This window comes from Methylobacterium sp. J-048 (assembly GCF_022829515.1).
Classification (GTDB): domain Bacteria; phylum Pseudomonadota; class Alphaproteobacteria; order Rhizobiales; family Beijerinckiaceae; genus Methylobacterium.
Genome location: NZ_JAKSYL010000077.1, coordinates 84,110 through 97,504, shown reverse-complemented (window position 1 = coordinate 97,504; position 13,395 = coordinate 84,110). Strand labels below are relative to the sequence as shown.

Annotated in this window: 12 protein-coding genes; 8 read left to right on the top strand and 4 right to left on the bottom strand. The window is 69.9% G+C overall.

Annotated elements, in window-relative coordinates; genetic code table 11:
• Positions 1-58 precede the first annotated feature (58 nt).
• From dapD to holA, 7 genes are all read left to right on the top strand, one after another.
• Positions 59-904, top strand: a complete 846-nt coding sequence (gene dapD, locus MKL09_RS04880; RefSeq protein ID WP_244018466.1) for a 2,3,4,5-tetrahydropyridine-2,6-dicarboxylate N-succinyltransferase — start codon at positions 59-61, stop codon at positions 902-904.
• A 25-nt stretch (positions 905-929) separates the two neighbouring features.
• The gene (locus MKL09_RS04875; RefSeq protein WP_244018464.1) at positions 930-1,787 is read left to right on the top strand and encodes an alpha/beta fold hydrolase; all 858 of its coding nucleotides are present in this window, start codon (positions 930-932) and stop codon (positions 1,785-1,787) included.
• A gap of 404 nt (positions 1,788-2,191) precedes the next feature.
• Complete coding sequence (locus tag MKL09_RS04870) at positions 2,192-3,061, top strand: acid phosphatase (RefSeq protein ID WP_244018462.1); 870 nt, start codon at positions 2,192-2,194, stop codon at positions 3,059-3,061.
• A gap of 132 nt (positions 3,062-3,193) precedes the next feature.
• Positions 3,194-5,437, top strand: a complete 2,244-nt coding sequence (locus MKL09_RS04865) for a TonB-dependent siderophore receptor (protein WP_244018460.1) — start codon at positions 3,194-3,196, stop codon at positions 5,435-5,437.
• A 105-nt stretch (positions 5,438-5,542) separates the two neighbouring features.
• The gene (locus MKL09_RS04860) at positions 5,543-6,496 is read left to right on the top strand and encodes an AEC family transporter (protein WP_244018458.1); all 954 of its coding nucleotides are present in this window, start codon (positions 5,543-5,545) and stop codon (positions 6,494-6,496) included.
• A 121-nt stretch (positions 6,497-6,617) separates the two neighbouring features.
• Positions 6,618-7,163 (top strand): LPS assembly lipoprotein LptE, encoded by a 546-nt coding sequence (lptE, locus tag MKL09_RS04855; RefSeq protein ID WP_244018518.1) that lies wholly within the window; start codon positions 6,618-6,620, stop codon positions 7,161-7,163.
• Between the two features lie 7 nt (positions 7,164-7,170).
• A complete protein-coding gene (gene holA, locus MKL09_RS04850) occupies positions 7,171-8,214 on the top strand; it encodes a DNA polymerase III subunit delta (protein ID WP_244018456.1) in 1,044 nt (347 codons plus the stop codon).
• A 226-nt stretch (positions 8,215-8,440) separates the two neighbouring features.
• Here holA and MKL09_RS04845 read toward each other — a convergent pair whose 3' ends face one another.
• From MKL09_RS04845 to mnmG, 4 genes are read right to left on the bottom strand one after another with little or no spacing between them, the layout of a single operon-like run.
• Positions 8,441-9,361 carry a ParB/RepB/Spo0J family partition protein gene (locus MKL09_RS04845; RefSeq protein ID WP_244018454.1) on the bottom strand — a complete coding sequence of 307 codons (921 nt, stop codon included), beginning with the start codon at positions 9,359-9,361 and terminating at the stop codon, positions 8,441-8,443.
• Between the two features lie 56 nt (positions 9,362-9,417).
• Positions 9,418-10,311, bottom strand: a complete 894-nt coding sequence (locus MKL09_RS04840) for a ParA family protein (protein WP_244018451.1) — start codon at positions 10,309-10,311, stop codon at positions 9,418-9,420.
• Positions 10,308-10,943, bottom strand: coding sequence for a 16S rRNA (guanine(527)-N(7))-methyltransferase RsmG (gene rsmG, locus MKL09_RS04835; protein ID WP_244018449.1), 636 nt, complete (start codon positions 10,941-10,943; stop codon positions 10,308-10,310). Before rsmG ends, MKL09_RS04840 begins: the two co-directional genes overlap by 4 nt.
• On the bottom strand, positions 10,940-12,829 hold the full coding sequence (gene mnmG / locus MKL09_RS04830; protein WP_244018447.1) for a tRNA uridine-5-carboxymethylaminomethyl(34) synthesis enzyme MnmG: 1,890 nt from the start codon (positions 12,827-12,829) through the stop codon (positions 10,940-10,942). The genes rsmG and mnmG overlap by 4 nt, the downstream gene beginning before the upstream one ends.
• 369 nt (positions 12,830-13,198) lie before the next feature.
• On the opposite strand from mnmG, the gene MKL09_RS04825 reads away from it, so the two are divergent.
• Positions 13,199-13,348 (top strand): hypothetical protein, encoded by a 150-nt coding sequence (locus MKL09_RS04825; protein ID WP_244018445.1) that lies wholly within the window; start codon positions 13,199-13,201, stop codon positions 13,346-13,348.
• Positions 13,349-13,395: the final 47 nt, after the last annotated feature.

Genomic DNA, 13,395 nt, shown 5'->3' with positions numbered 1-13,395 from the left:
GACAGCCCCGGTGCCCGCTAGTAAGCACGGGCTCCCCTCACAAGAGCAGCGTGCGCCCATGTCCACCTCCGACCTCGCCAAGACCATCGAGACGGCCTGGGAGGAGCGCGCCGGCATCTCGACGTCTACCCAGGGCGCCGTGCGCGAGGCGGTCGAGGAGGCGCTGAACCTGCTCGATTCCGGCAAGGCCCGGGTCGCCGAGAAGAGCGGCAACCACGATTGGGTCGTCAACCAGTGGCTGAAGAAGGCGGTGCTGCTGTCCTTCCGCCTCAACGACATGGCGGCGATCGAGGGCGGCCCCGGCGGCGCGCCCTGGTGGGACAAGGTCGCGTCCAAGTTCGCCGGCTGGGGCGAGGCCGAGTTCCGCGCCGCGGGCCTGCGCGCGGTGCCGGGCTGCTTCGTGCGCCGCGGCTCCTACATCGCGCCTGGCGCGGTGCTGATGCCGAGCTTCGTCAACCTCGGCGCCCATGTCGGCGAAGGGACGATGGTCGACACCTGGGTGACGATCGGCTCCTGCGCGCAGGTCGGTAAGAACTGTCACATTTCCGGGGGCGCCGGCATCGCCGGCGTGCTCGAGCCGCTGCAGGCCAACCCGGTGATCATCGAGGACGATTGCTTCATCGGCGCTCGCGCCGAGGTGGCCGAGGGCGTCATCGTCGGCCAGGGCAGCGTGCTGTCCATGGGCGTCTATATCGGCGCCTCGACCAAGATCGTCGACCGCACCACCGGCGAGGTGATGTACGGCCGCGTGCCGCCCTACTCCGTGGTGGTGTCGGGCACGATGCCCGGCAAGGCGCTGCCGGACGGCAGCCCGGGCCCCGGCCTGTACTGCGCCGTGATCGTCAAGCGCGTCGATGCCGGCACCCGCTCCAAGACCGCCATCAACGAGCTGCTGCGCACCTGATTTTTTGGGACTTGGGGGCGGCCCGGTGGAGACGACGCGAACTCTGGACCTGATCGTGGCAGGCCGGCCCGTGCCGACCGTCTGCGACGTGATCGGCACGGGGGGCGACGCGCTGCTGCTGCCGGCCCTGTCGACGATCTCGGACCGGGGCGAGATGCGCGATCTCGCCCGCGCCCTCGGCTCCGAGTACCGCTGCCTCGTGCCCGACTGGCCGGGCTTCGGCGCCCGGCCGCGGACGCGCCTGCCCCTCGATCCGGACACCCTGCACGCCTTCTTGGACGCGCTGCTCGCCGCCCCCCCCGGCCCCTACGCGATCGGGATCGCCGCCGGCCACGCCGCCGGCTATCTGGTCGCGGCGGCGCGCAGGCACCCGAAAGCGTTCGCGCGGCTGGTGCTGGTGGCGCCGACCTGGCGCGGGCCGCTGCCCACCGCGATGCCGAGCCGGGCCCACTGGTTCCCCCGGATCCGCCGGGCCGTGGAGGCCCCGGTGCTCGGCGACGCGCTCTACCGGCTCAATATCAGCCCGCCGATCATCGGCCGGATGCTGCGCGCCCATGTCTACGCCGACCCGGCCCACGTCACCCCGGCCGTGATCCGGGCCAAGCACGCGATCACCCGCCAGCGCAACGGCCGCTTCGGCACCGCCGCCTTCGTCACCGGCGGCCTCGACCCTGTGGGCGACCGCGCCGCCTTCCTGGACCTGTTCGGGAACGGATTGCCGCCGACCCTGGTGCTGCGGCCGGAAAAGGCCCCGCGCCGCTCGGGCGCCGAGATGGATGCGCTGATCGCCCACGGTCGGGTCACGGGCGTCCCGATCCCCGGGGCACTGAGCCCGCACGAGGAATTCCCCGCCGCAGTCGCGACGGCGATCCAAGCGGTTTAGCCCGCAAATTTACGGATTCAGAAGGTCCGAGACCTTTTGCGGGTCCGGGGCAGAGCCCTGGTGTCGGGCTTCGCCCGATGCATCAGGGGCTCCGCCCCCGAACCCCGCCAAAGGGCTCAGCCCTTTGGGAACCCGTGTTCCGACGGCATCGTGATCACGCCGCGATGGTAGGGGAAGCGGGCGCGGTCGAGGGGCTGAGCCATGCGGTCGGAACGCCGGAACGGGGACACCGTAGCGTTCTCGCAGCCGGCAGCCCGGGTCAACCGCCTCCCCTCCATCACGGCAGCCCCTGGACACGATCAGAGGCCTGTGGCGGACTGAACCGTCCGGCGAGGCCGTTCGTTTATCTGCGGGGGCGGCCCGCCTCTTGTTTCGCCCCTTCGCCCGACACCGCCACGGATCCGATGCTGCGCACCCTGTCCCTGCCGGCCCTCGCCGTCCTGATCGCCGCCGCGACGCCGCTGCGCGCCGAGGATACGCCCCGCCCTGCCCCGTCGAACCCGCAAGCGGCACCGTCGCTGGGGGCCGATACGCTCAAGCCCGGAAAGCCGGCGGTGAAGCCTTATCTGGCCGAGACGGCGCTCCCCGATGCCGTCCAGATCCTGCCGCCGCCGCCGGCGCACGATGCGCCCCTCGACAAGGCCGACCGGGCGGCCTTCAACGGCACCCGCGCCCTGAAGGGCAGTCCCCGCTGGGAGATCGCCGCCAACGACGTGTCGGAAGGTGCGGCCGCGGTTCTCGACAACTTCGCCTGCGTGCTCGGCACCCGGATCGACCAGGCCCGGGTGCCGGCGGTGCTCAACCTCCTGGAGCGCGCCCGGCTCGACCTCGCCCGGGCGACGCGGGGGCCGAAAGTCCATTACCGCCGGCTGCGTCCCTTCGTCGGCAACGAGGCGCCGATCTGCGTCCAGCGGACCCAGGCGCTCACCGACAGCTTCAGCTACCCGTCCGGCCACGCCACCCAGGGCTGGGCCTACGCGCTGATCCTGGCCTCCCTGGTGCCCGAGAAGGCCACCGCGATCCTGGCCCGCGGCCGGGCCTACGGCGAGAGCCGGGTCGTGTGCGGGGTGCACTGGCTCAGCGACGTGGCGGCCGGACGCCTCACCGGCACCTCGGTCTTCGCCACGCTGATGGGCGATTCCGGCTTCCGGGCCGATCTGGACAAGGCGCGGGCCGAGCTGCGCGGAGCCCTGTCCGGAGGCGGCACGGCCCCCGATCAGGCCGTCTGCACCCGCGAAGCTGAGGCGCTGCGGGAGCCGCCGCTGGAGTTCTGAGGCTCGAACGATTCTAGATTTGAACTGCTCTAAGTGTGTGATTTTCAACACGTATTCGGCTTGATCAAGACCCCGTGAACGGTTGATCCTGGAGATTGAAGCGCCAGCGAGCGGCGCATCTCAGGGTTTGTCATGTCTTTGCGTTCCGCCCGCCTCGGCCTGCTCCTCACCTCCACGGCTCTGGCCAGTGCCGCCGTCGCACCGGACGCCACCGCGCAGGGCGCGAACGTGCAGCTGAACGAGATCTCCGTCGAGGCCGCCCGCCCGGCTTCTGCGCCCGCGGCCGGGGCGGGCGCCGGGAATATCAGTCGCGGCGACGGCAACAGCTCGGCCACAAGCGGCGGTGGCGGCGGTCCCTCGGGGGTGACCGGCTACGTCGCACGCGTGAGCCCGACCGCGACCAAGACCAACACGCCGCTGATCGAGACTCCGCAATCGGTCTCCGTGGTCACCCGCGAACAGCTCAACGACCGCAACGTTCAGAGCCTCAACGAGGCGCTGGCCTACACGCCGGGCGTGTCCAGCAACGTGTTCGGCTTCGACCCGCGCTTCGACTCCTTCTACATCCGCGGCTTCGACGAGACCTATACCGGCGTGTTCCGGGATGGGCTGAGACAGTCGGCTGTCGGTTTCTCGGCCCCCCGCATCGAGCCCTATGGAACCGAGGCGGTCACCATTCTGCGGGGACCGGCCTCCGGCCTCTACGGCCTCGGCTCACCGGGCGGCATCGTCGATGTCACGTCGAAGCGGCCGGTCTTCGTGCCCTTCGGCGAGGTCTGGTTCCAAGGCGGCAATTTCGATCGCTACCAGGGCAATTTCGACATCGGCAGCCCCGTCGAGGGGAGCGACGGCACCCTCGCCTACCGGCTGACCGGCGCTTTCCGCGACTCGGATACATTCCTGCCGAGCGGCAAAGATAACCGCTTCACGATCGCCCCAGCCATCACTTGGAAGCCCTCGGCCGACACCACCTTCACGCTGCTCACCGAATACCAGCGCTCGAAGACGCCTGGCGTCTCGACGTTCTATAATGCCCCGGGCTTCGTGGTGACGCGCCTCTACCAAGGCGATGCAAGCTTCAACGCCATCGATCAGGAATCATACCGGATCGGCTACGCTTTCGAGCACAAATTCACGCCCGACCTGATCTTCCGACAGAACTTCCGCTATCAGAACATTGGCACGACGCTCGCCTATACACAGATCGACAACGTCGTCGGACTCTCGGCGCAACGCTCGAACGGCCTGATCCAAGACCGGCTCGGCTCGGTGGCGCTCGACAACCAGCTCGAAGCCCATCTCGTCACCGGCCCGGTCGCCCACACGCTGATCGGCGGCGCGGATTATCTCCACTCCGACTACCGGCGCCAAGCCGGCTTCGGGGTCGTCCCGGATCTCGACCTCACGGGCATCACAAATTTCTCGACCTTCCGCGCCCGCACCTTCGTGCCGCGCCCGGCCCTCAGCTCTGCATCGGAGCAGACCCAGGACCAGATCGGCCTCTACATCCAAGAGCAGGCCAAGTTCGACCGCTTCGTCCTGACCCTCACCGGCCGTCAGGACTTCGTAAGCCAGGCGACACGCAGCGGCACGCCGGACAGCCTCGGCGCAGCGCAGAGCCGGAACGATTCGGTGTTCACCGGCCGCGTCGGCCTCAACTACCTGCTGACGCCCGACCTCGTTCCTTACGCGAGCTACGCGACGACCTTCACGCCCCAGAACGGCGTCGACATCAACGGCCGCTCGTTCAAGCCCGCCACCGGCGACCAGATCGAGGCCGGCGTGAAATACGCGATCCCCGGTACCAACATCACCGGCGCGTTCGCCGGCTTCGACATCGTGCAGTCGAGCGTGCTGCAGACCGACCCGACCAACGTCGCCAACACGGTCGCGAGCGGCTCGGTAGAGTCCAAAGGCTTCGAGGCCGAGCTAACCGCCAATTTCGCGCCGGGCACGAACCTGACCATCGCCTACACCCACCTGGACCTGCGCTATCTCAACGCGACCTATCCGGGCACGACGCAATCGATCACCGGAAACATGGTCTCAGGCATCCCGGGTGATACCTTCGCGGCCTTCGGGACCTATCAGTTCCCGCTCGCCTCGCCGCTGCGCGGCCTTCAGATCGGCGGCGGCATCCGCTTCTCCGGCACCAGCTTCACGGATGACCTCAATACGGTCCGCAACCCGACCGTGACGCAGTTCGACGCGCTGGTCGCCTACGATTTCGCGGCGCTCGATCCGAAGTACAAAGGCTTCCGGGCACAGATCAACGCGTTCAACATCTTCGACCGGGACTACTATACCTGCCAGACGGGCTTCTGCTACCGCGGCGCCCCGGCCACGGTGATCGGCAGCCTGATCTATCGCTGGTAGGTGCCAGCGGGGCAGGGGAGCATGGCAGGTCCCCGCGCGCGGCACTGGAGGTCGGCGGCGGATCCATCCTAAGGCCGGAGCCTCACCCTCCGACCCGGGCCGCCCATGCTCTCGACCCTCCTGGTCGTGCTGCCGATCTTCGCGCTGATCTTTTCGGGCTGGCTGGCCCGGCGGATCGGCGTGCTCGGCGCTGCGGCGACCACCGAGCTCAACCGCTTCGTGGTGTTCCTGGCCCTGCCGGCGCTGCTGTTCGACGTGACCGCGCACGCGCATTGGAGCGCGATCTGGAAGCCCGGCTTCATCGCCGCCTTCGGGGTGAGCAGCTTGGCGGTGTTCGCGCTCACGGTGCTGATCCGGCGGGGGGAGGGGCACCCGCTCTCCGACGCCGCCGTGGACGGGCTCAACGCGGGCTATCCCAATACCGGCTTCATGGGCTTTCCCCTGGCGCTGGTCGCCTTCGGTCCCGAGGCGCTGGCCCCCACCACCGTGGCGGCGATCCTGACGGTCTGCGGGGTGTTCGCGGTAGCGATCGTGCTGATCGAGACCGGGCTTCGGCGGGAGGCACGCGGGACTGGGCAGGCCGGTTCGAACGTCCCGGTCTGGCGCGCGGTCGGCCGGTCGCTGATCCGCAACCCGTTGCTGATCGCCCCGGCGCTCGGCGCCCTGGTGCCTATCGCCGGCCTCGACCTGCCGGCGTCGGCCGAGACATTTCTCAAGCTCCTCGGCGGCGCGGCCTCGCCCTGTGCCCTGGTGGCGCTCGGCCTGTTCCTGGCGCAGAAGCGCCGGCCCGGCAGCGCCCAGCCCCGGGCGGCCGCCCTGCTGGTCGGCCTGAAGCTCGTCGGGCAGCCGGCCCTCGCCTACGGCCTCGGCCGCTACCTGTTCGACCTGCCGCCGCTGCTGCTGCACGTCGCGGTGCTGATGGCTGCCCTGCCCACCGGGACCGGCCCGTTCATGCTGGCGGAGTTCTACCGCCGGGAGGCCGACCTGACCTCCACGGTGGTGCTGGTCTCGACGATCCTGTCGATCGTCACGGTCTCGGGCTATCTGGCAACGGTCTGAAACCAGGCGACCACGCTCTCGCCGCAGAGGAATCGTAACACTTGCCGCGTAGCCTCATGGCGCGGCCCTCCTGGTCCGGGCTAAGAGTGGCTGCGACGAAGCGGGGCGGAACGGCGACGTGATGGTGCGTTCGGGAGTATCGGTTGCGGGCCGGATCGGCCGCCTCGCCTGCGTGACCGGCCTGGCGCTGAGCCTGTCGGCCTGTTTCCGCCCGCTCTACGGGCCGACCGCCTCCGGCGAGACCGTGCAGGCGCTGCTGGCCGCCGTGCAGGTCGACGATGTCGGGATGGCCCAGGGCCAGGAGCGGCTCGGGCATTACCTGCGCAGCGAGCTGATCTTCGAACTCGACGGGTCGGGCCAGCCGGCGAACAAGCGCTATCGGCTGAAGCTCTCGGGCTCCGAGATCGTGCAGACCCCGATCGTCTCCTCGACCACCGGCCGCGCCGAGGCCGGCACGTTGGTGGCCAACATCAAGTACAGCCTGGAGGACATGGCCGGCACCAAGGTCTACTCCGAGGGCGTGGCGACCTCGACCGCGACCTACGACCGCTCGGTCCAGCGCTTCGCCAGCCAGCGGGCGGCGCGCGACGCCGAGATCCGCCTCGCCAGCGTCCTGGCGGACCAGATCAAGACGCGCCTGGCCGCTGTGCTCTCGACCAAGCCGTGAGCCCGCTTTGACGGCGGTCAAGGCGGGCGAGATCGAGGGCCTGATCCGGCGCGGGCCGGATCCGCGCATCCCGGTGATCCTGGTCTACGGGCCCGATACCGGCCTGGTCACCGAGCGGGCCCGCAAACTTGCCGAGGATTTCGTCACCGACCCAGGCGATCCCTTCGCGCTGGTGCGGATCGACGGCGACACCCTCGCCTCAGATCCCGGCCGGCTCTGCGACGAGGCCGGGACCATGGGCCTGTTCGGCGGCCGCCGGTCGATCTGGGTGCGTCCGGGCAGCCGCAATTATGCGCCGGCCGTCGAGGCGGTGCTCGCCGCCGAATTGGCCGATGCCCGCATTGTCGTGGAGGGCGGCGACCTCGCCAAGAACAACCCGATGCGGGTCCTGTGCGAGCGCTCCCCCAAGGCGCTGGCGATTCCCTGCTACGCCGACGACGAGCGCACGCTGTCGGACCTGATCGACCGCACCCTGCAGGAGCGCGGCCTGCGCATCGACCGCGCCGCCCGGGAGGTCCTGGCCCGCAGCCTCGGCGGCGACCGCCGGGCCAGCCTGATGGAGATCGAGAAGCTCGCGCTCTACGCGGGCGGGGAGGGGCAAGGGGACAAGGTCGTCACCCTCGACCATGTCGAGGCCATCACCAGCGACGTGGCGGCCAGCGTGCTCAACACCCTGATCGACGCCGCCTTCGACGGCCGTCGGGAAGCGGTGGAGCGCGACTACCGGCGTTTCCGGCACGAGGGCCTCGATCCCGGGGTGGTGCTCGGCTCGGCCCTGCGGCACGCTCTGACCCTGCTGGCGACCCGTCTCGACAATCCCGACAAGACGCCGTCCCTGATGGTGGCGTCCTGGCGGGGCCTGCATTTCAAGCGCAAGGCCAGCATCGAGGGCCAGCTCGGCACCTGGCCGGCCGGAACCCTGCGGCAGGCGGTGAAAGCCCTCCAGGACGCGATCCTGGCCTGCCGACGGGCCGAGCCGGAGCTGGCCCACGCCCTGGCCTCGGCGGCGCTGCTGCGGGTGGCGGAGGCGGGCGCGCGGCGGCGGCGTTAAGCATCACGACGCCAGCGTCGATCCCCTCCACCCCCCTCGTCCTGAGCGGAGCGTTCCGCGACTCCAACCCTCGACCTCATCCTGAGGTGCCCGCGTTAGCGGGCCTCGAAGGAGCCCTCCAGAAACCGCGCGATCCCTGGAGGGCTCCTTCGAGGCCGCTGCGCGGCACCTCAGGATGAGGGGGTTGGATGGGTTGAATGGGTGGGACGAAGGTCGGCAACCGCCGTCAGCCCTGCTCCGGCTCCGACACCTTGAACCGGTTGAGCAGGCCCTCAAGCTCGTCCTGGGTCTCGTAGCGGATGCGGATCTCGCCCGAGGCCTCATCCTTGGGCTTGTAGATCACCGCGACCCCCAGGGCCCGGCGGATCCGCAATTCCAGGTCGCGTACCGGGGCAGGGCGCTCGGCCGAGAGGCGCGGGCGGCCGGGGCGGGGGGTGTCGGGGGCGGCGGCCTCAGCGGCCTCGGCAGCCGCCACGGCCTCGACCTCGCGCACCGACAGGCCCTCGGCCACGACCCGGCGGGCCAGGGCCTCGGGATCGCGCACCGCCAGGAGCGCGCGGGCATGGCCGGCGGTGAGTTCCCCGGCGGTGACCCGGTCCTGCACGGCGGGCGGCAGGTTGAGCAGCCGCAGGGTGTTGGCGAGGTGGCTGCGGCTCTTGCCGAGGATCTCGGCCAGCTCCTTCTGGGTATAGGCGAAGTCCTGCATCAGGCGCTCGTAGCCGGACGCCTCCTCGATCGGGTTGAGGTCGGCTCGCTGGACGTTCTCCAGGATGGCGAATTCGAGGGAGGCGCGGTCGTCGATCTCGACGATCACCACCGGCACCTCGTCGAGCCCGGCCTTCTGGGACGCCCGCCAGCGCCGCTCGCCAGCCACGATCTCGAAGGCCCCCGGCACGTCGGCAAGCGGCCGCACCACGATCGGCTGGATGATGCCGCGCTGGGTGATCGAGGTCGCGAGCTCCGCGAGTTCCGCCTCACCGAAGCTGCGGCGGGGGTTGCGCGGGTTCGGGCGCAGGAACTCCACCGGGACCTTGCGCTGCGGCTCGATCTTGCCGTCGAGCTTGGCCGCCTGTCCGGCATCGCCGAAATCACCGATCAGCGCCGCGAGCCCGCGCCCGAGACGGGGTCGTGCCCCCTCCTCCGCCATCCTTGTCACCCGTGTCACACTCCGCACTCGATACCCAGCATTCAGGGATCACACAATCACGCCGCCGCCGGTACCCGGCCTTCGCGCTGGATCACCTCGGAGGCGAGGCGCAGATACGCCTGGCTGCCGGCACATTTCAAATCGTAGAGCAAAGCCGGCTTGCCGTGGGACGGCGCCTCGGAGATGCGGACGTTGCGGGGGATCACGGTCTCGTAGACCTTGTCGCCCATGAAGCCGCGCACATCGGCCACCACCTGGGCGGAGAGGTTGTTGCGCGGGTCGTACATGGTCAGCACGATGCCCTGGATGGTCAGCTTCGGGTTCAGGGCGCCGCGAACCTGCTCGACGGTACGCAGCAGCTGGCTCAAACCCTCCAGCGCGAAGAATTCGCATTGCAGCGGCACCAGCACCGCGTCGGCGGCGGCGAGCGCGTTGATGGTCAGCAGGTTGAGCGAGGGCGGGCAATCAATCAGCACGTAGCTGATCCGGCTCAGACCCTTGTCCTGGCCGATATCCTTGAGCACGCCGCGCAGCCGGTGGGCGCGGTCGGGCAGGGTGGCCAATTCCATCTCCAGGCCGAGGAGGTCCATGGTCGAAGGCGCGATCGACAGGCGCGGCACCGCCGTGGGGATCACCGCCTCGGCCAGCGTCGCCTCGCCGGTCATGACGTCGTAGGTCGAGACCTGGCGCCGGGCCCGGTCGATGCCGAGCCCCGTGGAGGCGTTGCCCTGCGGGTCGAGGTCGAGCACCAGCACGTCCTCGCCGATCGCCGCCAGCGCCGTGCCGAGGTTGATCGCCGTCGTGGTCTTGCCGACGCCGCCCTTCTGGTTGGCGAGCGCCAGGATCCGCAGGGGATGTCGCACGGACGGTCTTTCGGCAGGGGTCAAGACGGGATCGCTGGACGGATCCACGGACCGGTCGGCGGAATCGCCGAGGATCGCTTCGGTCATCGATGGCTCGGGGCGGCGAGGGCAGTGACGCGCACGATCCGGGCTTCGGAATCAGTCCGGCTCGGCACGAGGTCGTTAACGACTCTCCACTGCGCGGCCGCCTGGGTCAATTCAGCTTGCACGTCCCGGCCCTTCGGAAACAGCCCGGTGGTGCCCGTTTTCAACAGCGGCTCCGTCCAGGCGAGGAGTTGCGTCATCGGGGCGAGCGCCCGGGCGCAGACGACATCGACGCCCTGGTACTCGTCGATCACCGCCTCGATCCGGGCGTTGCGGACCCGCGCCGATGCGCCGGTAAGGCGGGCGGTCTCGGTGAGAAAGGCGCATTTGCGCGCGTTACTTTCGACCAAGTCCACGCGGATCCCGCGCGTTCGGCCCGCAATCGCGAGGATCAGACCCGGGATCCCCGCGCCGGATCCGAGGTCGAGCCAGGTCCGAGCCTCGGGGGCGAGATCGAGGAGCTGGAGCGCGTCGTCGATATGGCGGCTCCAGACCTCCGCCAGGGTCGCCGGGCCGACGAGGTTCTTGATCGGCTGCCAGCGCCGGAGCTGCGCGACGTAGAGGTCGAGCAGCGCGGCTGTTTCACGTGAAACACCGGAGGCGGCGAGGATTCGGGCGCGGTCCGGGTCGCTCATGGGACGCGGCGGTCGCCAGCAGGCGCAGCCCGTCGTGCATGGGCAGCCAGGAGGGTGAGGGCGGCCGGGGTCACGCCCTCGATCCGGGCGGCCTGGCCGAGGGTGCCGGGCCGGACGGTCTCGAGCTTCACCCGCATCTCGTTCGAGAGGCCGCTGATCCCGGCATAGTCCAGGCTGGCCGGCAGCCGCACGGCCTCGTCGCGCCGGAAGGCGGCGATGTCGGCGTTCTGCCGGTCGAGATAGACCGCGTAGGTCGCGTCGGTCTTGAGACGGTCGGCGATCCGGGGCGCGGTCTCGGCCAGCTCCGGCCAGATCGCGGCGAGCTGCCCCCAGGTGATCTCGGGATAGGCGAGCAGCTGGAACGCGCTGCGGCGGATGCCGTCGCGGTTCAAGCTGATTCCCTGCAGGGCCGCCTGGTTTGGCGTGAGGCTCAAGGCGTCGAGCCGGCTGCGTGCCTCTCGAAGCTCCGTCTGCGAAACCGAAAAATGATCGGCCCGATGCCGGCCGACGCAGCCCAGCGTGAGGCCGCGCGGCGTCAGGCGCTCGTCGGCATTGTCGACCCGCAGCGACAGGCGGTACTCGGAGCGCGAGGTGAACATCCGGTACGGCTCGCTGACCCCGTGGGTCACGAGGTCGTCGATCATCACGCCGAGATAGGATTCGGCCCGGTCGAAAGCTGCAAGGTCGAGGCCGCCGGCGCGCCGGGCGGCGTTGAGCCCGGCCACGAGCCCCTGGCCGGCCGCCTCCTCGTAGCCGGTGGTGCCGTTGATCTGGCCGGCCAGGAACAGGCCGGGCAGGCGCTTGACCTGGAGCCCGGCATCGAGCTCGCGCGGGTCGACGTAATCGTACTCGATGGCGTAGCCCGGCCGCAGGATCGTGGTGCGCTCCAGCCCCGGGATCAGCCGGATGATCGCCCGCTGGACCTCTTCCGGCAGGGCCGTGGAGATGCCGTTCGGATAGATCGTCGGATCGTCCAGCCCCTCCGGCTCCAGAAAGATCTGGTGGCCCTCCCGGTCGCCGAAGCGGACGACCTTGTCCTCGATGGACGGGCAGTAGCGCGGGCCCCGGCTGGCGATGCCGCCGGAATACATCGGCGAACGGTGCAGGTTGGCCCGGATCAGGTCGTGGACCGCCTGATTGGTCCGGGTGATGCCGCAGCGGATCTGCGGCGTGGTGATTTTTTGGGTCAACGTCGAGAACGGCACCGGCTCGGCATCGGCCTCCTGCATCTCCAGGCCCGACCAGTCGATGGTCCGGCCGTCGAGGCGGGGCGGGGTGCCGGTCTTGAGCCGACCCAGCCGCAGGCCGAGCCGGTCGAGGGTCTGGGCCAGCCCGATCGCCGGCGCCTCGCCGACCCGACCGGCGGGGATCTGGCGCTCGCCGATATGGATCAGCCCGCGCAGGAACGTGCCGGTGGTCAGCACCACGGCGGCGCAGGCGATCGTCCGGCCATCCGCCAGAACGAGGCCGGCGAGGCGGCCTTCCGGGTCGAGGACGAGGTCCTCGCAGGCACCCGCGACCACCGTGAGCCCGTCGGTCCCGGCGATGGCCGCCTGCATGGCGGCGGCGTAGAGTTTTCTGTCGGCCTGGGTGCGGGGACCGCGCACGGCCGGCCCCTTGCGGCGGTTGAGCAGCCGGAACTGGATGCCGGCCGCATCCGCGACCCGACCCATCAAGCCGTCCAGGGCATCGACCTCGCGCACGAGATGGCCCTTGCCGAGCCCTCCGATGGCGGGATTGCACGACATCGCCCCGATCGTGGCGGGGTCGTGGGTGACGAGCGCCGTGCGGGCGCCGCAGCGCGCGGCCGCCGCGGCCGCCTCGACGCCGGCATGGCCGCCGCCGACGACCACGACGTCGAACCGGTCGGATGAGGTGATGCGCATGCGGGTGATTACGCGGGCGTGGCCGGGACGGTCAACGCATCCCGGCGCAAGACCGCTGGATCGAGCCGGGGAGGGGGCTTTCTCTTTGGGGCCTGCCACCGCCGAGGATCCGGCGCCTTTCGCGCCGTAGCAAGGAATACGGCATTCAACTCAGACCCTTCAGTCATCGCAGAAGGAATTTCGAACGCTTCCTCACACAGCCCTCGACCTGCTGCGATCCTTAAGACGTCGCTCGCGACTTGCCAGTTTTCATCCGCCGTGCCAGCATTCGAATACAAAGAATCCTGAACGGACAACGGCGTCCGGCAGGCCCCGGGACCGGGACTGTTTCGCAGCGTCGGGGACGACGCGCGATGAGGAGGGGTTGTCATGTCGTCGTTGACGATCGGCCTGGGCGCCGCCTGCTGCGCGGCCGGCGCCGCCGCCCATTTCCTCGACCCCACGCAGCGCAAGGAAGGCCGGTTCGGTTTAGCGGCCTTCGGGCTGCTGCTGACCGGGATGTTTCTCAGCCGGTCTTAGCTTCGCTTTGGCACCTCAGGGTGAGGAGCGAGGACGGGAGACACCGA